This is a genomic window from Myxococcus sp. XM-1-1-1 (assembly GCF_020037095.1).
GTDB lineage: Bacteria > Myxococcota > Myxococcia > Myxococcales > Myxococcaceae > Myxococcus > Myxococcus fulvus.
Genome location: NZ_JAIQDH010000001.1, coordinates 727,288 through 745,841, shown reverse-complemented (window position 1 = coordinate 745,841; position 18,554 = coordinate 727,288). Strand labels below are relative to the sequence as shown.

Sequence of the window (18,554 nt, the reverse complement as noted above, 5' to 3'; positions counted from 1 at the left end):
GTCAGACCTTGTTGTTGGACTGGCCCTTCTTGGCGCGGCTGCGGCGGCGCTTCAGCTGGGCCTTCCGGCCCTTGGCGCGGTTGGCGACCTTCTTCTTGGAACGATTTCCCTTCTGGGCGGGCATGGAAGGACTCCGTGTAGGTGATGTGAGACCGACCGCTCGGGCACGAGGCTCGGCGGTGAGGGCGGCCCTTCTTTCATGCTACCGCCCGAGCGGCCAAGGAATTTCTTGACTCCGTCCTCCCTTGCCAGCAGCCGGACAAAGGGGCAATACCCCCTGGAACGACGATGATTGACAAACTCGAAGACGTCGAGCGCCGGTTCGAGCGCCTCACCGCGGACCTGTCCAACCCGGACGTGCTCGCCGATTCGGCGAGGCTCCAGAAGGTCTCCAAGGAGCGTGCGGGCCTGGAGAAGCTGGTGGAGACGTTCCGGACGTACCGCCAGGTGCTCGCGGACCTCAAGGAGGTCGAAGCCTGGCTCGACGCCGGCAGCGCCGACGAGAAGACCTACGCGCGCGAGGCCCTGCCCGGACTGAAGGAACAGCGCGACGCGCTCGAGGCCAGCCTCAAGGTGCTGCTCTTGCCCAAGGACCCCAATGACGACAAGAACGTCATCCTGGAGATTCGCGCGGGCGCGGGCGGCGACGAGGCGGCGCTGTTCGCCGAGGAGGTCATGCAGATGTACCTCCGGTACGCGGACACGCGCGGCTGGAAGTCGGACATCATCGACATGAGCCCCGGCAACGCGGGCGGCGTGAAGGACGCCACCGTGACGCTGTCGGGCGACGCCGTCTTCAGCAGCCTGAAGTACGAGTCCGGCGTGCACCGCGTCCAGCGCGTGCCGGCCACCGAGACGCAGGGCCGCATCCACACCTCCACCATCACGGTGGCCGTCATGCCCGAGGCCGAGGAGGTGGACGTGAAGATCAACGAGGCGGACATCGACCGGCAGGCCATGCGCTCCACGGGCTCCGGCGGCCAGAGCGTCAACACCACGGACTCCGCGGTGCGCCTGACGCACCGGCCCACGGGCATCGTGGTGAAGTGCCAGCAGGAGAAGAGCCAGCTGAAGAACTACAACATGGCCCTTCGCATGCTGCGCGCGAAGATCTACGAAATCGAGCAGGAGCGCATCCGCTCCGAGCGCGACTCCACCCGCCGCTCGCAGGTGGGCACGGGCGACCGCAGCGAGAAGATCCGCACGTACAACTTCCCGCAGGACCGGCTGACGGACCACCGCATCGGTCTGACGGTTCACAACCTGCCGGCCGTGATGATGGGCGACATCGAGGACATCATCACCGCCTGCCGGACCTTCTACCAGGCCGAGGCCCTCAAGGCGCAGACGGGCGGCGGTCCGAGGCCACAGCCCGAAGCATGAGCAGCGAGACCTGGACCATCCGCAAGGTCCTCACCTGGACGACGCAGCACTTCGAGAAGCGGCAGGTGGACGCGCCGCGACTCACCGCGGAAATCCTCCTGTCGCACGTGCTGAAGACCGGGCGCGTGCGGCTGTACGTGGACCTGGACCGCCCGCTCTCCAAGGACGAGCTGGCCACCTACAAGGCGCTCATCGCCCGGCGCCTGTCGGGTGAGCCCACGCAGTACCTCACCGGGACGCGCGAGTTCTACAACCGCGCCTACAAGGTGGACGCGCGCGTGCTCATCCCCCGCCCGGAGACGGAGCTCCTGGTGGAGGCCGCCCTGCGCAAGCTGCCCAAGGACGCGCCCGCGCGCGCGCTGGACGTGTGCACGGGCTCCGGCTGCATCGCCATCAGCCTCGCGGCCGAGCGGCCCCTGCTGTCCGTGACGGCCACGGACCTGTCGCCGGACGCGTGCGCGCTGGCGCGCGAGAACGCGGAGGCGCTCAAGGTCTCCGAGCGCGTGACGGTGCTCCAGGGGGACTTGTTCTCCCCGCTGCCCGCCGACGCCCGCTTCCACGTCGTCGTGTCCAACCCGCCCTACATCGCGTCGGAGGAGATTGCCGGGCTGTCCGCCGAGGTGCGGCGCGAGCCCCGGCTGGCGCTGGACGGAGGGCCCGACGGGCTGGTCGCCCTCCAGCGCGTGGTCAGCGAGGCCCGGAAGTGGTTGGAGCCTGGCGGACTGCTTGCACTGGAGATGGGGGAGACGCAGGGCCCCGCCGTCCTGGAGCTCCTGCGCGCGGCCGGTTACGAGGACGCGCGCGTGGAGAAGGACCTCGAGCGGCGGGAGCGCATGGCATTTGGGACACAGCCCGCGGTCAGCGGGCCACAGGGCTGAGGGCCGGAAGCAACATGGACAAGATCGTGATGAAGGGCGGCGCGGAGCTGCACGGCGAGGTCGTCGTCTCGGGCGCGAAGAACGCGGCGCTGCCCATCCTCGCCTCCGCGCTCCTGGCGGACGGCACCTCCACCTTCCGCAACGTGCCGGACCTGGCCGACGTCGCCACCATGCTCAAGGTGCTGCGCACCATGGGCTGCGGCGCGGAGCGGCTCACCGCGCGCAAGAAGGACGTCTGCGAGGTGGGCGTCAACGGCCACATCACCCCGGAGGCGCCGTACGACCTGGTCAAGACGATGCGCGCCAGCGTGCTGGTGCTGGGGCCGCTCGTCGCGCGCTTCGGGCGGGCGCGGGTGTCCATGCCGGGCGGGTGCGCCATCGGCGCGCGCCCCATCGACCAGCACCTCAAGGGCCTCAAGGCGCTGGGCGCGGACATCCACCTGACGGAGGGCTACGTGGAGGCCCGCGCCAAGCAGCTCAAGGGCGGCACCGTCAACTTCGACGTCATCACCGTCACCGGCACGGAGAACGTGCTGATGGCGGCCGTGCTGGCCAAGGGCCGCACCATCATGGAGAACTGCGCGCGCGAGCCCGAAATCGAGGAGCTGGCGCGGGTGCTCAACAAGATGGGCGCGCGCATCGAAGGCGCCGGCACCTCCGTCATCACCGTGGAGGGCGTGGAGGGCCTCAAGCCCGTCGAGCACGCCATCCTCCCGGACCGCATCGAGGCGGGCACCCTGCTCGTCGCCGCGGCCATCTCCGGCGGCAACGTCCTGGTGAAGCACGCCGTCCCCGAGCACCTGGACGCCGTCATGGACAAGCTGCGCGAGGCCGGGTGCACCCTCACGGCCGAGGCCGGCGGCATCCGCTGCAAGGCCCCGCGCACCCTGACTTCCGTCAACATCACGACGACCGAGCACCCGGGCTTCCCCACCGACATGCAGGCCCAGCTCATGGCCCTCATGTGTGTGAGCCAGGGGACATCCGTCATCAGCGAAAACATCTTCGAGAACCGCTTCATGCACGTGCCGGAGCTGCACCGTCTGGGCGCGGACATCACCATCCAGGGGCACACCGCGGTGGTGAAGGGCGTCAAGCACCTGAGCGGCGCGCCCGTCATGGCCACGGACCTGCGGGCGAGCGCCTCGCTCATCCTGGCGGGCCTGCGCGCCGAGGGGCGCACGGACGTCAGCCGCGTCTACCACCTGGACCGCGGCTACGAGCGGCTGGAGCGCAAGCTGCGCGCCCTGGGCGCGGACATCCGCCGGGTCAAGGCGAAGGCCTGAGGAGCACGGGGCCTTTCGACCCCCAGACGGCGCGTTGCCAACAGAAGCGGCAACGTGGGTTGCATCCCAAATTTCGCGCGACCTATCATTCTCGGACCACTGGGGACGTGCGTCCCCCATTGCAGGAGAATGAACCGTCCCATGGATTGCCCCAGCTGCAACGTCGAGATGGCCGATCTCGAGGGGGATGACCAGACGTTGCGAAAGTGTGGAGACTGCGGCGGGCTCTGGATCGACGTCGCGGACCTGAACCGGGTCCTGCTCCACAACAACCTCCAAGGGCTGGAGCATCAGGGAGGCAAGGTGGACGCGGAGGCGTTGACCGGCCAGTGCCCCGAGTGCCATGTCGACCTCGTCCGCGTGGACGGCGGCGACCGCCAGCACCCGCTCCACTACGACACCTGCGAGTCCTGCGGTGGCATCTTCCTGGAGTCGGAATTCCAGGACGCCACCGACGTGAAGGTCGCGGAGAAGGAGATCATCGACTTCTTCCGCCGCTTCAGCGCCAAGAAGAAGGTGGCCGCCCTCTAGACGGGCGGCACGCCGGACGGACCTAGGGCTGGCCGCGGAAACCGCGGCCCCACTCCTCGGCCAGGGCCCCCTCGGGCTCCAGGGTGGCGCCCGCATCGTCCGAGCCGCCCTTCTGCAGCCGCAGCGTCACCTTGCCGCGCTTGGGCACCTCCAGCGTGAGTCGGGAACCGGACAGGGCATACGTGCCCGTCACGGCGCTGGGCTCGCCGCCCTCCAGCGGCTCGTGCGCGAAGCGGTACGTCCCGTCCACGTAGAGCGAGAGGAAGCGGTCCGGAGCGCCCTCCAGGCCGCTGAACCACGTGCCCAACAGGGGCGCCAGCCGCGCGTCGTAGCGCAGCCGGGGCGCAAGCCACGTGCCGTTGAGCGCCTTGCCTCCCGAGTAGAAGATGAGGTCGGTGACGCAGACGGGGCCGTCCTCCGCCGTGCCCGGGAAGCGCTCGGAAACCTCCAGCGTGAAGCGGTTGCCCGTCATGGCGGGGCTGATGGGGACGACCTGGAGCCCGCGCTTGTCCTCCACCTTGAGGCTCTTGGACGTGTCCACGGTGGTGAGGGTGAGCTTCTTCGCCCGCGCGTGGGCCTTGTACGCGGCCTTGTCGGTGCCGTCGCCCGTGTAGACGCGCACCTCGTCGATGGTCACCACGTCCTTGAAGCCGATGGTGACGGCGGCGGGCGGCGTCCCCGTGGCGCACCAGGCCGTCGTGTCGCGTCCATCCAACAGGTGCAGGGGCGAGTAGCGCTCCGGCTGGCGCTCGCGCTCCAGGTAGTCGGAGGCCTGGGCGTAGCCCGGCGGGGCGGTGGACGCGGCGGGCGCGGCGCTCGAGAGCAGCAGCAGGGCGAGGGGGAGGCGGCTCATGGCGCCATCTTGGATCGCCCCGCGTCGACGGCTCCAGTCCCTGGCTGGAAGTCTTCGCGGTGAATCCAGCGACAGCGGATCCCCGGCCCGGGGGGATGAAAGCGCCCGCCGCGATGTTGGGGTGCTTGACACTCGGACGCCGCGAGGAAGTGATGCGGCACGATGCGGAGAATGAACGTGACGCGACGCTGGGGGTGGGTCTGTGTGCTGGCCGCGACGCTGGTCGCCTGCAAGGACGACAAGCCGGCCGAGGTGCCCGACGCGGGGCCCGTGGAGACAGGGCCCGCGGCGCTCACGGAGCAGGAGCCCAATGAGCGGCCCGAGCAGGCGCTCGACATCACCCGCGACAGCACGGTGACGGCGGAGCTGACGGCGCAGCCCAACAAGGCCGACGAGGACTGGTACCGGCTGGCGCCCTCCGCGCCCCGGGTGGTGGACGTCACCGTGTCGGGCCTGCCCGGCGGGGACATCACCCTGGAGGTCCATGACCGGGACAGGAACCGCCTGGCCGCCATCAACAGCGAGGGCGACGGCAAGCCGGAGCGCTTCCCCAACCTCTACGTGGAGAAGGAGCGCTGGGTGCGCGTGGCGCCCGCGCGCAAGGGCGTGGGCGGGGCGTACACGTTGACGGTGAAGATGCGCGCGCCCAACGACGGCGAGGAGCACGAGCCGAATGATCGCGCGGTGGACGCGATTCCCCTGCCGCTGGGGCAGACGGTGACGGCGTTCCTGGGCCACGCGGGCGACGAGGACTGGTACCGGGTGGAGCTGCCCGAGGCCGCCGTCCCCACGCCTCCGCCGGGCGAGGGCGTCCCCGCGCCGGACGACGCGCAGGGGGCCACGCCGACGCAGGGCGCCGCGCCCCAGGGAGCCGAGGCGCTCCAGGGCGCCGTGGCGCAGGGCGCGGCCGCCGCGCAGGGTGAGGCGCCCTCCCCCGCTCCGGGTTCGGAGAGCGGCGCGGCCACGGGCACGCCGGAGGAAGGCGCGGCGCCGCTGGACACGCCGCCCGCCCCCTCGGGCACCTTCGCCGGAGGAGAGCCCCCCGCGGCGCCTCGGCCCCAGGGCGCGGCGGTGGCGCAGGCGATGGACGCGGGCGCCGCCGTGCCGCCCGAGCCTCCCTCGGTGGCGTTGAAGATCGAACTGTCCGCGGTGGAGGGCGTGCGGCCGGAGCTCTCCGTGCTGTCGGCGGCCGAGGCGCCGCTGTTCTCGCTGCGAGGCAAGGAGGGCGAGGCGCTGTCGCTGCGCAACATCGGCGTGCGGGCGACGGACCGGGTGGTCTACGTGGTGGTGAAGGGCGGCTGGACGGGGACGGGCAAGGAGGCGCGCCGCACGTTCAACTCGGGCACGCCGTACACGCTCACCGTGACGCAGGAGGAGGCCGGCGCGAACGCGGAGCTGGAGCCCAACGACGAGCTGTACAAGGCGACGCCGCTGACGGCCGGCGGCTACCGCGAGGGCTTCATCTCGCCCAAGGGCGACGTGGACCACTTCGTGCTGCGCACGACGGAGCCGGTGTTGGCGAAGGTGGAGCTGTCGGGCGTGGAGCGGCTGGACCTGGTGCTCTCCATGGTGGAGCCGCCCCAGGGTGACGGTCAGCAGGAGACGGTGCTGCTGCGGGCCAACGACGGCGCGCTGAAGGAGCCCGAGCGCCTGAACAACGTCGCGTGCAGTGGCTCGTGCTGGTTCCGGGTGGAGGGCGCGTCGCGCAAGGTGGAGGGCAAGTGGGTGAAGGACTTCGAGAACGCGGAGCAGCCCTACCGCATCAGCATCACCACGGTGCCGGACAACGGCGGCGAGGAGCGCGAGCCGAACAACAACCTGGAGCGCGCGCAGGAGCTGACGCTCGGCAAGGCGGTGCGCGGCACGGTGTTCCCGGTGAAGGACACGGACTTCTACCGCCTGGACCTGTCGGACCGTCCGGTGCGTACGCCGCTGAAGGCGACGCTGTTGGGCATCCTCAAGGTGGACGTGGGCCTGTACCTGCACCGCGTGCAGCCGGACGGGAAGCTGTCGCTGGTGCAGACGGCGGACCGGGCCAAGGGCGACCAGCCGGAGAGCATCCGCTTCAGCGCGGAGCCCGGCGTCTACATCTTCGAGGTGCGCGACGCGAAGAACCGCGAGGCCAACTTCCAGGACTCGTACCAGCTCACGGTGGAGGAAGGTGAGCAGTGAGCAGCGCGGTGAAGGCCTGGGAGGAGAACTTCGATACGTATCTGATGGAGCTGGAGGACGGCCCCACGTCGTTCCTCCTGGACATGGAGGCGGCGTCCCAGGCGCCTCTTTCGAGCCATCCGCTCCGGCTCACCGTGCGCGTGGCGATGAAGTCGCCCCGGCCGGACGGCCTGCGCTCGCGTGAGGAGTCGGACGCCCTCTTCGCTTTGGAGGACGCGTTCGTCCCGGCGCTCGGGGCGCTGGGGTTCCTCTTCGTGGGCCGCAGCGTGGGGCAGGGCCTCACGGAGGCGTTCTTCTTCGGCCCGCGCGGCGTCTCGCAGTCCGAGGTCCAGCGCGTGGTGACCCCCGTGCAGGGTGACTACACGCTGGAGCTGGAGCTCGAGGAGGACCCGGAGTGGGCCGTGTACTTCGACTGGCTCTATCCGCCGGAGCTCCACCGCCACCTGATGTCGAACCGGAGCCTGCTCGACCTGCTGGCGAAGCAAGGAGACCGGAGTGAAGTGGCGCGCGAGGTGGACCATCTGGCGCACTTCTCCAGCGAGGAGCAGGCGACCCGCGCCGGGGGGCAGCTCGCGAAGAAGGGGTTCAAGGTCTCCGCCCCGCGCGCGCCCGAGCCTCCCGATACGCGGTGGGCCGTGTCCTTCACCCGAGAGGACTCGCTGGCGGAGGGGCGCGCGGACGAGGTGACGGTGGAGATCCTGGAGGTCCTCCAGGCCCACGAGGGTGACTACGACGGCTGGGGCTGCGTGCTGACGACGATGCAGTAGCCCCCAGTCCGCGCGTCATTCCATGGCGCCGTGGCGCCGGTACTCGTCGATGCTCGGCGGGTACTCGGTCCAGAACATCAGGGTTCCGCTGTGCTTCATCAGCGTCTCCTGCTTGCCTCGCGCGTCCGCATCGGAGACCGCGAGCGAGACGCCGAGGGAGATATTCGGCTCCGCCGCGCCGAGGAGGTCCGCCAACGGGAGCGTGAGCGTCATCTCGTATCCCCGAGGACGCTTGCGCCAGGTGCCCTGGATGGCGGGAAAGGGGGTGTTCGCCTCTCCCGTCCAGTCACGCGCCTCGACCTTTCCTCCCGCCGCGAGCAGGAGGCCCAGCTTGAGCTCGGAGAACGCTCCAGGCGTGCGCATCCGGTGCACGGTGAACTCCACATGGTCCGAGTGCACACCGGTACCGGTGCCCAGAGGAACAACCCTGTCATCGTGCACCTCCACGTGGAGGGCGAGCGCCCCACCCACGCGCGCCAGCCGCCAGGCGAAAGCCAGGTCCTCCGCGTCCTTCCAACCCGCGAGCCCCCAGGTGATATGGGCGGGCGTATAGGCCTGGGCCGTGGGGGCCAACGCGAGCGCGGCCTCCGTGGACTGCGCCGACCGCACGGGGTACGGCCTGATTCCGTCGACCACCGCGCCCACGGTGTCACTGAACACCATGTAGCCCGGCCGGCTGCGGGAGAGCGTCTCCATGTGCTCCATCGAGCCGCGGGCGCCGACAGGTCCCGACAAGGCGTACGCGGTGGATGACACCTGGACCTCGACCCCGTCCTCGTCGAACCCGAGCGACTGGAGGTCGTCCCCCCTCACCAGGAGGCCACAGAAAGGTCCCTTGAGGCCGGCCTCCGCCGGTGGGGAGGCGTCCTCGGTATCGGCCTCGGACGAGGGCTCGCCGCCGGAGAGCAGCAGGAAACAGGTCCCGTCCCGACAGGCATGGTCCACGGGATTGAAGCGCAGGTCCTCGCGGCACAGGGCGCGAGCCCGAGCGAGGAGCGCGTCATCCACGGGCAGGGACCTGGGAGGTTTCGGGTCGACTGGCGCCTTCCCACGCCGCGCCGCGGGCTTCGTCCACTTCGGCGTTCGAAGGGGGGCCGCGATGAATCGCGAGCCATCCGACGCGACCTTCAGGACCTGGCGGGATACGGCGGTCGGGTCCAATGCATTGGCGGGGATGCTGAAGGGCTCATTCCTGCTCGTGGTGACGACCTCGACATGCCCCGCGTCGATGAAGCGCAGGGTGCTCGGGGACCACGCGTCGAGGTCATGTGCCGCCCCCAGGAATCTCCCCTCCCGGTCCGACATGACCATCTGCTGGCTCGTGCAGAGTCCGTAGAAGCAGGGCCCCATGCTCTGGACCACGCGCCAAAGACAGAGGCGACCTTCGCAGGCGATCCGCTTCTGCGTATCCAGCCCGTAGTACGCGCCACCTTCGGGCGTCTCGACCAGGACCGCACCCCTGTCGAACCAAGGCTCGGTGGGAGCGGCCAGGGTCGTCGTGCTCCCGAGCCACAGCCCGAGCGCCAGGGCTCGGCCAGGGTGCCGTCGCATCCGAGGCGCCCGGGACGGAGAGGATGCGGCGCGGTGGACTCGGTCGTTCATGGATTCCTCTTCATGCACCATGGGTTTGCAGACGGCATGCCTCGTCTTCCGACTGGAGGGACACACGGGCCCGCGACATGGCGCGTCGAGAACGCGGCTCCAGGACCACAAGGAGAGGGCCGCCAGCCACGGGGCGCTCCGCCCCTGACTGAAGGCTTCCCAGGAGTTCCTCTACAATCCCTCACATGAGCCAGATTGCCGTGCACATCGAAGACACCCGGACCGGGCAGGTGGAGACACGCCACGTCGACAACCTGGAAGCGCGCTGCTCCCGGGAGACGGGCATCGTCATCGGCTCCGCCGAGGACTGTGACATCGTGCTCGCGTCACCCGAGGTCTGCGCACACCATGCCCGGTGGTATCCCGGCGGCTACCACCGCTTCGTCCTGCTCCTCGACGAGGACGCGGTGATCAACAACTCCCGAGGCGACCCGTACCGCGGCGGGGAGACGCTGCGTGTCGACCATCGCCCCTTCCAGATCGGCCCCTTCATCATCAGCATCTAGCGCGGAACGGACTGGCCTTGCCTCACGCCCGCCGCAGCGTCGCGACCAGGGGTAGGTGGTCCGAGGGCTCCTGCTCCGAGGGCAGCGGCGTCAGGTCATCGATGACCGGCGGAGCAACGGGGCGGGCGCTCAGGCCCCGTGAGTGGAAGATGAAGTCGATGGCCTTGGCCTCGCCATTCGCGTTGCACGTGGGCGCGTGCTGGCCCTGGAAGGCGTCTTCCAGCCCCGCCTCGGTGAACGCGCGAACCAGCGGCTCGCCGGGGCGCGCATTGAAGTCACCGCAAGCCACCCACAGCGCGCCTGGGTCCGCCTGGACGACCTCCCCGAGCAGCTCCGTGGCCTGCTGCATCCCCTGGTGCAGCGCCACCGGCCTGTCGGGCCGGTCCCATCGCAGGTGCGTACACGCCACGCGCAAGCGGTCCTGCCCCACCGCGAAGTCGACGACCAGCGCCAGGTGCCCCGAGACGCGCCCGTCCTCCAGCACGTCCTTGAAGTAGTGGGCCCGGTGCCCCACGTAGCGCTCCACGCGATGGAACACCGCGCAACCGTCGGGCTTGCCTTGCTGCTTCAACGCCAGCACACCGGAGTACCCCTGCGGGGACAGGGACCGCTGGAGCGCGTCGAAGGTGGAGGCCTCCACCTCCTGGAGACAGACGATGTCCGCGTCCAGCGACAGGATGCGTCGGGCCAGGGCCTCCTGTCGCCTGCGCGGCTCGAAGAGGTGCGCGGGCGTGTTCGGAAACCACTCCGGTCGGATGTAGGAATCCGCGAGGAGGTTGTACGAGGCCACCCGAAGTCCCCACGCCATCGGCAACTCCTTTGACGCCCCCGCCTCGGGCCGGGTGCAGGTGCCCGCCCCTCGGAGGACAGGGCCCGCCCGTTATCGCAGGCCATGCCCTTTCAGTCGACGGCGTCGATGGAGAGCATGATGCGCCGCTGCCCTGACACGAGCGCCGGGGAGCGGTGGACGACACCGTTCCCCGCGTTCCCGGGCCACGACTCTCCCTTCAACAACGCCACGTCGAAGCGCTCCAATCGCTGCACGCGCCCGCCCGCGCGGAGCACCTCGCCCTTCGGCCCCAGCCCCTCTCGCAGCGCGTCCGCGTTCTCCAGCCACTCGGTGGCGGGGCCCGCGTAGGTGCAGAGCAACCGCACGCCGACCCGGTCCACGTGGAAGCGCGGACACATCTCCCGCTCCAACGTGGTGAGCCGCACGCCCAGCCACCGGCACTCGAGGAGGTCCGCGTACACCTGGCAGAGCTGGCGCAGGTCCTCACACCAGGCCTCGCGCTCCTCCACCCCCGACAGCTCCGCGAGTGTCCTTCGGAAGTCCAGGCGTCTTGCATCCACGCGCTCGACGACGTGGAGGGTGTGCCGGGCACAGACAGTCCCCAACCACCGGCTGAGCTCGGAGCCCAGGCCCCGGCGCCACACGCAGAGGTTGAGACCCTCGCGATAGATTTCCGTCAGCTCCGAGGGCTGCCAGACGAGGACGTGCGAGGCGGACCATGACTCGGGAGCGCGTGACTCCCACCGCGAGGCGGGCTCCATCAGGCGCTCCGCTCCTCGGCGGCCGCGTCCTCGTCGCGCACCACCTCCCACGCCGGGAAGGGGTCTTCCAGCGCAGACCATCCGGAAGGGCCCAGCGCGAGCTCCGCGGGCGTCAAGAGACACGCCTCGAGTTGCCCCAGGACCTCCTCGGGGTCCGCATCCCGGGTGATGAAGACCAGCTCCTGACGCCGGTCCCCATACGGCCCCGTCATCTCGCGCTCGAGCTCCGCCTGGGCCTCGGGCTCCTCCGGCCACTCCTCGCGAGGCACCGCGGCCCACCACAGGCCCGCGGGCTCGAAGCTGCACGCGCCACCGGCCTGGGCCCACACGCCCGTGATGTCCATCCGGGTGGCGAGCCAGAAGAACCCCTTGCTGCGCAGCACGCCCTTCCAGCTCCCATGGATGAAGTCCCAGAAGCGCTGGGGATGCAGCGGCACGCGGCCGCGGAAGACGAAGCTGCGGATGCCGTACGTCTCGGACTCCGGCACGTGCTCGCCGCGAAGCTCCTTGAGCCACCCCGGAGCACGACTCGCGCGCTCGAAGTCGAAGCGCCGGGTATCGAGCACCTCCGCGAGCGGCACCCTGCCCCGCTCCGCCAGCACCTGCCGCGCCTCCGGGTTGAGCCTGCGCAGAATCTCGCCCAGCTCCTCCAACTGGGAGGAGGAGACCAGGTCCGTCTTGTTCAGCACCAGCACGTCCGCGAACTCCACCTGCTCCACCAGCAGGTCCACCACCGTCCGCTCATCCTCGTCGGCGATGGCGAGGCCACACTCGGCCAGCCCCTGCGAGCCCTCCCAGTCGCGCAGGAAGTTGAGCGCATCCACCACCGTCACCAGCGTGTCCAGCCTCGCCACGTCGGACAGGCTGCGGCCGGACTCGTCGGCGAAGGTGAAGGTCTCCGCCACCGGCAGCGGCTCGGAGATGCCGGTGGACTCGATGAGCAGGTAGTCGAAGCGCTCCTCACGGGCCAGCCGCCCCACCTCCTCGAGCAGGTCCTCCCGGAGCGTGCAGCAGATGCAGCCGTTGGACAGCTCCACCAGCTTCTCGTCCACCCGGCTGAGCGAGGCGCCGCCCTGCACGAGCCGCGCGTCGATGTTCACCTCGCTCATGTCATTGACGATGACGGCGACGCGCAGACCCTCACGGTTGTTGAGGATGTGATTGAGCAGGGTCGTCTTCCCCGCGCCGAGGAAACCGGAGAGGACGGTGGTGGGAAGGCGGCGCTTCACGGCGGGCTCGCTCATGGCTTGCCCTCCACGAACAGCACATGCTTGCGCACGCGAGGGTCGTACTTCTTGAGCTGGAGCTTGTCCTGCGACTTCCGCTTGTTCTTCGTCGTCGTGTAGAAGTAGCCGGTCTTCGCGGTCGACACGAGATGGACGATGGTCCGATTGCCCTTGGGCATGATGAATCCATTGAGAGAGAGAGGAATTGAAGGAAACGCGCGCGACGAGGCGCTGGGCGCCATGGCCCAGGCCCGCGACACGAGACGGAGTGCGACGGCTCAGCGACCGGGCGGAGAGCCCTTCGGTGCGAGCGCCAGCAACGGAACTCCGGAGCCATTCCCCACGGACTCCTCGAGCGTGAGGAGCGGCCGCGACGACGGGACCGTCAGCAGGAGTCCAGCAGGCAGGAACACCGCCTGACGCGCCTGTGCCCAGGCCAGGGCACACCGCGCATGCGAATCTCCATCCTCCTCGCCATCCGTGAGCGCGACCTCGGCCCCGGGCCCCTGTCGCACGGCGGACGCGAGGAGCCCCGCGTCGTCCAACTCCTCGAACGCCCGATGCTCGGCGCAGTAGCGGTGCGCGTGCTCGTCCGAATGGAGCACCCCCACCAGCGGCAACGTCAGCCACAACACCGCGAGGGTGGCCGCGCAGGCGCGCGCTGGAAGGGACATGGGGCGGAGCATCGGACGCTTACGTAACTCGATTGCAAAAACCAATCAAGCCCGTCGTCCCTCCGTCCCCGGCGCTACTTGAACTCCGCGGGCGACAGGCCGTGCCTTCGCAACAGCTCGTAGAAGTCCGTCCGGTTGCGGCTCGCGGTGCGCGCGGCCGCGGCCACGTTGCCCTTCGAGCGGCGGAGCACCTCGGACAGGTAGCGCCGCTCGAAGCGGTCTCTCGCCTCGCGCAGCGTGGGCAGCTCCCCTTCCGCGCTCAGCCAGTCCTGCTCCTCCTCGCGCACGGCGTCCGCGGGCGCGCGGGAGGACGTCGGCGGGTCGAACATGCGCGCCACGTGCTCGAAGCGGATGTCGTCCTCGGGCGCCAGCAGCACCAGCGCCTCCATGGCGTTCACCAGCTCGCGGACGTTTCCCGGCCACGAGTGCGAGCGCAAGAGGTCCATCACCTCCGGCGCCAGCCGGGGCAGCCGCAGCCCGTTGCGCGCGGCGGCCTGCTCCAGGTGCCGCGTGGCGAGAATCGGGATGTCCTCCAGCCGCTCGCGCAGCGGAGGCATCACGATGGGGAGCACCGCGAGCCGGTAGTAGAGGTCCTCGCGGAAGCGCTTCGCCTCGACCTCCTCACGCAGGTCGCGGTTGGTCGCCGCCACGATGCGCACGTCGGCCTCCTCCTCCACCGTGCTGCCCACCCTCGCGAAGCGCCGCTCCTGGAGCACGCGCAGCAGCTTCACCTGGACCCGGAGCGCCGCCTCGCCAATCTCGTCGAGGAACAACGTCCCGCCGCGCGCCGCGCCGAACAACCCCTCGCGCGTCTGCGTGGCCCCGGTGAAGGCGCCCTTCACGTGGCCGAACAGCTCGCTCTCCAGAAGCTCCGGCGGCAGCGCCCCGCAGTTGACCGCGACGAACGGCCCGCTCGCGCGCCGCGACAGCGCATGGACCTGCCGCGCCGCCAGCTCCTTGCCCGTGCCGGACTCGCCCAGGATGAGCACCGTCGCCTCGGACGGGGCCACCCGCGCGATGCGGTCCCTCACCTCGGCGATGGCGGAGCTGGTGCCCAGCAGTCGCTCGGGCGTGGTGCCCGCGACGATGCGGCGCAGGTCGGCCAGCTCCCGCCGCAAGTCACTGCGCTCCGTCGCGTGCAACAGCTTCTGGACCAGCTCGTGGTCCTGGAAGGGCTTGGTGAGGAAGCCATACGCGCCCCGCTGCATCGCCTCCACGGCCGTCTCGATGGTGCCGTGCGCGGTGAGGATGACGACGGGCAGGTCCGGCGAGCGGGCCCGCATCTGTCCCATCACCTCCAGCCCATCCGCCCCCTCCAGCCGGAGGTCGAGCACGACGGCGTCCACCTCCTCCTGCTCGAGCAGCTCCAGCCCGCGGGCCGCCGTGAGCGCGGTGGTGACCTTCATCCCACGCGCTTCCAGTCTCAACGAGATGAGCTCACACAGCTCCGCGTCGTCGTCCACCACCAACACATGTCCACCGCGGGGGTGCTTCATCCTTCCATCCTCTTGGACATCGCTTCCGTCGCCACCGGGGCGGGTGCTCCCAACCCCAGCGGGAACACCAGCACGAACCGCGCGCCGGGGTTCGCGTTCTCCAGCACCAGCACATCACCGCCCAGCGCCCGCATCATCCGCTGCGCCAGGGGCAACCCCAACCCCAACCCATCCGCGGCGGCGGCGCCCACCGCGCGGGTGAAGAAGGGCTCGAAGACCCGCGGACGCACGTCGTCGGGCACGCCGGGGCCTTCATCCCGCACCTCGATCCGCGCCCACGTCCCGGGCTGGCCATCCGGCCCCCGGGGCATGAGCGTGCGGGTGACGTAGACAGTCTGACCGGGCGCGGAGACGCGCACACCATTCGTCATCAGGCTCACCAACGAGCGCTCCACCAGCGCGGCATCCAGCGAGGCCGGAGGCGTCGTGCCCTCGGCCTGGAGCACCAGCTTCGTACCGCGTTCCTCCGCCAGCTCGTTGACCTCCTCGACGGCGCGCGCGATGACGTCATCCAACCGACACCCCTCGTCCCGGCGCACGGCCTTGCCCGCCTGGACCCGGGTCAAATCCAACAGCGCGGTGACCAGCCGGATCTCGCGCTCGCACGCCACCTGCGCCAGCGCCACCACGCGCTGCTGCTGCGCCGTCAAGGGGCCCGCGGTGCCGTCCGCCAACAGACCGATGGCCGTGCGCAGCCGCGCCAGCGGCGTGCGCAGGTCATGAGAGGCGGAGGCGACGAAGGCGTCCTTGAGCTGGTCGAGCTCCGACAGCCGGCCCCGCATGCGGTCCAGGTCCGCCCACAGCGCGCGAATCTCACTGGGCCCGGAGACCGCGGGCAGCGGCGCGAAGTTGCCGTCCCCCACCCGGTGCGCCAGCGCGGACAACTGCCCCAGCGGGCGCGTCACCCCTTGAGCCACCCACCGCGCCACCGCCCACGCCGCCACCACCGCCATGGCCCCCAGGATGAGCCCCACCGCGATGGCGGACGAGCCGATGTCGTGCGCCCGCATCTCGCGCTGACGGATGGCCGAGTGCAGCGCGAGCGTGGTGTTGATCCACGCGTCGGTGAGCTGCTCCGCCAGGTGCAGGCGCTGGTTGCGCAGCGCCGCGTTCTGCAGCCGCTCGCACGTGTCGCCCTGGAGGATGTGGCTTGCGTAGTTCTTGAAGCCCTCGGCCGCGCGCAGGAGCAACGGCTGTGTGGCGGCGCCGTGACGCTTCAGGAGGGCGTCCAGGTGGGTGAGCCGTTGCCCGAGCGTCGCCGCGGCAGCGGGCACCTCCTGGGGACTGTGCTCACAAGCGAACAGGCCCTGACGGGCGGCCACCTCCACGGCCCAGGCGGCCTGATGGACGGCCTCCTCCTTGATGACTCCGCCGAGCTGCTCCTCACGGACCTCCGTGAGCAGGGACGTCATCCGGACGATGGCCACCCCCGAGAAGGCAGCCGCGCCCAGCAGCGCGGCGGTCATGAGTGCGTGGGAGATGAGCAGTCGGTGAGCGAGTCGCATGAGGCCGATTCATACGCATGTGAGGGCGCGCTTGTTCCGGAAGTCTCACTACCGAGCTGACGAGCGTCGCGCAGCAATTTCGAGCGGGTGTTCCCTCGTGAATCTTCCTGTCGGTTCCGACAGACAGGTGTCGGCCGACAGGTGACGACGAAGCGTCGGCCTCGGCCGACAGTTGAATCAGCATTCAGAGGGGAGAGGCCGTCGGCACGGTCCATGTAGATGGCCCGGGCATCATGGTCGAGACTCCTACGCTCAAGACGCCCCGTGGATGGACCGCAGGTCCGAAGCGGTTGTGGACGGACTGGAAGCAGATGGTGTCACGCCGGACGCTCCCGGGTGACGCGAGCGCCGCTCTGACAGTGGCGTGTGTCGCGCTTCCTTTGAATCTGGCGCTGGCGGTGGCCTCGGGGCTACCTCCCGAGGTCGGCCTCATCAGCGGCGCCGTCGCCGGTGTCGTCGCGGCGATGCTCGGCGGAGGCCGGCTCCAGGTGACGGGCCCCGAGGCCGCGCTCGTGCCCACCGTGCTGCTCATCTCCATGAAGCACGGCGTGGCGGGCGTCATCGTGGCCACGCTCGCGTGCGGCGCGCTCCAGGTGGTGCTCGGCCTGTCCCGCGCGGGCAGGCTCGCGCAGTTCATGCCCTCCGAGGTCACCCGTGGCTTCACCGCCGGCATCGGGTTGTTGCTGCTCGACGGTCAGCTTCCCCGGCTGCTCGGCGCGGTGACGGAGGGCACGTCCTCCGCGCGCGCGCTGGTGCTCCCCTCCACGTGGTCCACCTGGTCCGTGCACGGCGCCTCCGTGGTGGTGGGCGTGCTGGTGGTGGCCTGCATGCTCCTCATGCCCAAACTGCACCGCTCCATTCCCGCGGTGCTGGTGGGGCTGGTGGTCGCCACCGCGGCGTCCAGCCTGGGTGTGCTCTCCGAGGGCCTGGCGCGCGTCGGCGCGCTGCCCACGGGCCTGCCCATGCCGGTGATGCCCTCCTTCGCGGGGCTGGACTTCCAGGCGCTCCTGCCGGACATCCTGGCGCTGACGGTGCTGGCGTCGTTGGGCTCGCTCCTGTCCGCGCGGGCGCTGGACCAGCTGCCCGGGCTGGAGAACCACCGGACGGACGGAGACCAGGAGCTGGTGGCGCAGGGCTTCGCCAACGCGACATCGGCGATGTTCGGCGGCATGCCGGTGATGGGCGCCATCGTCCGCTCGTCCGTGTCCGTCCAGGCGGGGGGCCGCACGCGCGCCGCCTCCGTGCTGCACGCGGTGATGCTGCTGGGCGCCTGCATCCTGGCCGGCTCGTTGGTCGCGCTGATTCCGATGGCCGCGCTCGCCGCCATCCTGCTCGTCGTCGCCACGCGGCTGTTGGACTTGCGCGGGCTGCGCGCGCTGATGCGGCAGAACGCGGGCAAGGGGGCGGTGTCCGTTGCGACCGCGCTGCTCATCGCCACGGTGGGCTTCCTGCCGGGCCTGGTCGCGGGCGTGCTGCTGTCGCTGGCGTGGGGCTTCTTCTCGCGGCCCAGGGCCCATGTGCGCAGCCTGCTGCTGCGCCCCGATGGCCGCCCGCTCTTCCGCCCGCTCGGCGCCGAGGGGCAGGACGCCTACGCGCGGCCTCCGGTGCAACTGCTGCGCGTGCGCGGCGACCTGGATGTGCGCTCCTGCGCCAACGTGAGCGCGGCGCTGCAGGCTCCGCCCTGGCCGGACTTCCTGGTGCTGGACCTCTCCGAGGTGAAGTTCATGGACGCGGCGGGCCTTCGCACGCTGCGCGAGCTGTCCGATGCGCTGGCCGTCCGCCGGGGCCGGGTGCTGGTGGCGGGCGCGCGCAACGGCGTCGCCAAGATGATGGAGACGGACGGGACGTGGTCGGACACCAGTCCACACGCGATGATGGCGACGATGGAGGACGTGCTGGAACACATCCAACAGGAGAGCACCCAGCAGGCCCCCGCGAAGGTGACGAACACCTCGGGGGCACCGCAGCCCACCTGAGCCACGTCGCCACCTGCCCCCCAGGTGGCGCCCCCTCCCCACAGCGCGCGTCAGCGGTTCATGCTAAAGACTCATCCAATTAAGGATAGTCAGATTTAGCAGTCATCGCTGAATTCTCCACCCACGCGCGAACGAGGGTGTCGCGCGG

At 70.3% G+C, this 18,554-nt stretch carries 18 protein-coding genes; 8 read left to right on the top strand and 10 right to left on the bottom strand.

Going from position 1 to position 18,554, the window contains the following annotated elements; translation table 11 throughout:
- Window position 1 precedes the first annotated feature (1 nt).
- Window positions 2-124, bottom strand: coding sequence for a hypothetical protein (locus tag K8640_RS42420; RefSeq protein ID WP_013941470.1), 123 nt, complete (start codon window positions 122-124; stop codon window positions 2-4).
- Window positions 125-288: 164 nt separating this feature from the next.
- On the opposite strand from K8640_RS42420, the gene prfA reads away from it, so the two are divergent.
- The 4 genes from prfA (at window position 289) to K8640_RS03100 (ending at window position 4,078) form a co-directional block, all read left to right on the top strand.
- On the top strand, window positions 289-1,383 hold the full coding sequence (gene prfA / locus K8640_RS03115; RefSeq protein ID WP_141329943.1) for a peptide chain release factor 1: 1,095 nt from the start codon (window positions 289-291) through the stop codon (window positions 1,381-1,383).
- Window positions 1,380-2,261 carry a peptide chain release factor N(5)-glutamine methyltransferase gene (prmC, locus tag K8640_RS03110; protein WP_223745700.1) on the top strand — a complete coding sequence of 294 codons (882 nt, stop codon included), beginning with the start codon at window positions 1,380-1,382 and terminating at the stop codon, window positions 2,259-2,261. The genes prfA and prmC overlap by 4 nt, the downstream gene beginning before the upstream one ends.
- A gap of 14 nt (window positions 2,262-2,275) precedes the next feature.
- Window positions 2,276-3,547, top strand: a complete 1,272-nt coding sequence (gene murA, locus K8640_RS03105) for a UDP-N-acetylglucosamine 1-carboxyvinyltransferase (RefSeq protein ID WP_223745699.1) — start codon at window positions 2,276-2,278, stop codon at window positions 3,545-3,547.
- A 141-nt stretch (window positions 3,548-3,688) separates the two neighbouring features.
- Window positions 3,689-4,078, top strand: a complete 390-nt coding sequence (locus K8640_RS03100; protein WP_223745698.1) for a zf-TFIIB domain-containing protein — start codon at window positions 3,689-3,691, stop codon at window positions 4,076-4,078.
- A 22-nt stretch (window positions 4,079-4,100) separates the two neighbouring features.
- Here K8640_RS03100 and K8640_RS03095 read toward each other — a convergent pair whose 3' ends face one another.
- Window positions 4,101-4,931 (bottom strand): discoidin domain-containing protein, encoded by an 831-nt coding sequence (locus K8640_RS03095; protein WP_223745697.1) that lies wholly within the window; start codon window positions 4,929-4,931, stop codon window positions 4,101-4,103.
- A 162-nt stretch (window positions 4,932-5,093) separates the two neighbouring features.
- Here K8640_RS03095 and K8640_RS03090 point away from each other — a divergent pair, with 162 nt between their 5' ends.
- Entirely contained in the window at window positions 5,094-7,103 is a 2,010-nt protein-coding gene (locus K8640_RS03090; RefSeq protein WP_370640305.1) for an ABC transporter substrate-binding protein, read from the top strand.
- The gene (locus K8640_RS43050; RefSeq protein WP_223745695.1) at window positions 7,100-7,870 is read left to right on the top strand and encodes a DUF695 domain-containing protein; all 771 of its coding nucleotides are present in this window, start codon (window positions 7,100-7,102) and stop codon (window positions 7,868-7,870) included. Before K8640_RS03090 ends, K8640_RS43050 begins: the two co-directional genes overlap by 4 nt.
- 15 nt (window positions 7,871-7,885) lie before the next feature.
- On the opposite strand, the gene K8640_RS03080 is transcribed toward K8640_RS43050, so the two are convergent.
- The gene (locus K8640_RS03080) at window positions 7,886-9,472 is read right to left on the bottom strand and encodes a hypothetical protein (RefSeq protein WP_223745694.1); all 1,587 of its coding nucleotides are present in this window, start codon (window positions 9,470-9,472) and stop codon (window positions 7,886-7,888) included.
- Between the two features lie 185 nt (window positions 9,473-9,657).
- On the opposite strand from K8640_RS03080, the gene K8640_RS03075 reads away from it, so the two are divergent.
- Window positions 9,658-9,978, top strand: coding sequence for an FHA domain-containing protein (locus tag K8640_RS03075; RefSeq protein ID WP_223745693.1), 321 nt, complete (start codon window positions 9,658-9,660; stop codon window positions 9,976-9,978).
- A gap of 22 nt (window positions 9,979-10,000) precedes the next feature.
- Here K8640_RS03075 and K8640_RS03070 read toward each other — a convergent pair whose 3' ends face one another.
- From K8640_RS03070 to K8640_RS03040, 7 genes are all read right to left on the bottom strand, one after another.
- The gene (locus tag K8640_RS03070) at window positions 10,001-10,786 is read right to left on the bottom strand and encodes an endonuclease/exonuclease/phosphatase family protein (protein ID WP_223745692.1); all 786 of its coding nucleotides are present in this window, start codon (window positions 10,784-10,786) and stop codon (window positions 10,001-10,003) included.
- A gap of 92 nt (window positions 10,787-10,878) precedes the next feature.
- On the bottom strand, window positions 10,879-11,529 hold the full coding sequence (locus K8640_RS03065; protein WP_223745691.1) for a DUF1826 domain-containing protein: 651 nt from the start codon (window positions 11,527-11,529) through the stop codon (window positions 10,879-10,881).
- Window positions 11,529-12,773 carry a zinc metallochaperone GTPase ZigA gene (gene zigA / locus K8640_RS03060; protein ID WP_223745690.1) on the bottom strand — a complete coding sequence of 415 codons (1,245 nt, stop codon included), beginning with the start codon at window positions 12,771-12,773 and terminating at the stop codon, window positions 11,529-11,531. Before zigA ends, K8640_RS03065 begins: the two co-directional genes overlap by 1 nt.
- On the bottom strand, window positions 12,770-12,934 hold the full coding sequence (gene rpmG, locus K8640_RS03055; RefSeq protein WP_046714983.1) for a 50S ribosomal protein L33: 165 nt from the start codon (window positions 12,932-12,934) through the stop codon (window positions 12,770-12,772). The genes zigA and rpmG overlap by 4 nt, the downstream gene beginning before the upstream one ends.
- 99 nt (window positions 12,935-13,033) lie before the next feature.
- The gene (locus tag K8640_RS03050) at window positions 13,034-13,429 is read right to left on the bottom strand and encodes a hypothetical protein (protein ID WP_223745689.1); all 396 of its coding nucleotides are present in this window, start codon (window positions 13,427-13,429) and stop codon (window positions 13,034-13,036) included.
- A 74-nt stretch (window positions 13,430-13,503) separates the two neighbouring features.
- On the bottom strand, window positions 13,504-14,925 hold the full coding sequence (locus K8640_RS03045; protein ID WP_223745688.1) for a sigma-54 dependent transcriptional regulator: 1,422 nt from the start codon (window positions 14,923-14,925) through the stop codon (window positions 13,504-13,506).
- Complete coding sequence (locus K8640_RS03040; RefSeq protein WP_223745687.1) at window positions 14,922-16,430, bottom strand: HAMP domain-containing sensor histidine kinase; 1,509 nt, start codon at window positions 16,428-16,430, stop codon at window positions 14,922-14,924. The genes K8640_RS03045 and K8640_RS03040 overlap by 4 nt, the downstream gene beginning before the upstream one ends.
- Before the next feature lie 233 nt (window positions 16,431-16,663).
- Here K8640_RS03040 and K8640_RS03035 point away from each other — a divergent pair, with 233 nt between their 5' ends.
- Window positions 16,664-18,406, top strand: a complete 1,743-nt coding sequence (locus tag K8640_RS03035) for a SulP family inorganic anion transporter (RefSeq protein ID WP_223745686.1) — start codon at window positions 16,664-16,666, stop codon at window positions 18,404-18,406.
- Window positions 18,407-18,554: the final 148 nt, after the last annotated feature.

Excerpts from the sequence above, each read along its gene's own strand:
- K8640_RS42420 (WP_013941470.1), bottom strand. The coding sequence starts at position 124 with ATGCCCGCCCAGAAGGGAAATCGTTCCAAGAAGAAGGTCGCCAACCGC.
- prfA (WP_141329943.1), top strand. The coding sequence starts at position 289 with ATGATTGACAAACTCGAAGACGTCGAGCGCCGGTTCGAGCGCCTCACC.
- prmC (WP_223745700.1), top strand. The coding sequence starts at position 1,380 with ATGAGCAGCGAGACCTGGACCATCCGCAAGGTCCTCACCTGGACGACG.
- murA (WP_223745699.1), top strand. The coding sequence starts at position 2,276 with ATGGACAAGATCGTGATGAAGGGCGGCGCGGAGCTGCACGGCGAGGTC.
- K8640_RS03100 (WP_223745698.1), top strand. The coding sequence starts at position 3,689 with ATGGATTGCCCCAGCTGCAACGTCGAGATGGCCGATCTCGAGGGGGAT.
- K8640_RS03095 (WP_223745697.1), bottom strand. The coding sequence starts at position 4,931 with ATGAGCCGCCTCCCCCTCGCCCTGCTGCTGCTCTCGAGCGCCGCGCCC.
- K8640_RS03090 (WP_370640305.1), top strand. The coding sequence starts at position 5,094 with ATGCGGAGAATGAACGTGACGCGACGCTGGGGGTGGGTCTGTGTGCTG.
- K8640_RS03080 (WP_223745694.1), bottom strand. The coding sequence starts at position 9,472 with ATGAACGACCGAGTCCACCGCGCCGCATCCTCTCCGTCCCGGGCGCCT.
- K8640_RS03075 (WP_223745693.1), top strand. The coding sequence starts at position 9,658 with ATGAGCCAGATTGCCGTGCACATCGAAGACACCCGGACCGGGCAGGTG.
- K8640_RS03070 (WP_223745692.1), bottom strand. The coding sequence starts at position 10,786 with ATGGCGTGGGGACTTCGGGTGGCCTCGTACAACCTCCTCGCGGATTCC.
- K8640_RS03065 (WP_223745691.1), bottom strand. The coding sequence starts at position 11,529 with ATGGAGCCCGCCTCGCGGTGGGAGTCACGCGCTCCCGAGTCATGGTCC.
- zigA (WP_223745690.1), bottom strand. The coding sequence starts at position 12,773 with ATGAGCGAGCCCGCCGTGAAGCGCCGCCTTCCCACCACCGTCCTCTCC.
- rpmG (WP_046714983.1), bottom strand. The coding sequence starts at position 12,934 with ATGCCCAAGGGCAATCGGACCATCGTCCATCTCGTGTCGACCGCGAAG.
- K8640_RS03050 (WP_223745689.1), bottom strand. The coding sequence starts at position 13,429 with ATGTCCCTTCCAGCGCGCGCCTGCGCGGCCACCCTCGCGGTGTTGTGG.
- K8640_RS03045 (WP_223745688.1), bottom strand. The coding sequence starts at position 14,925 with ATGAAGCACCCCCGCGGTGGACATGTGTTGGTGGTGGACGACGACGCG.
- K8640_RS03040 (WP_223745687.1), bottom strand. The coding sequence starts at position 16,430 with ATGCGACTCGCTCACCGACTGCTCATCTCCCACGCACTCATGACCGCC.
- K8640_RS03035 (WP_223745686.1), top strand. The coding sequence starts at position 16,664 with ATGGTCGAGACTCCTACGCTCAAGACGCCCCGTGGATGGACCGCAGGT.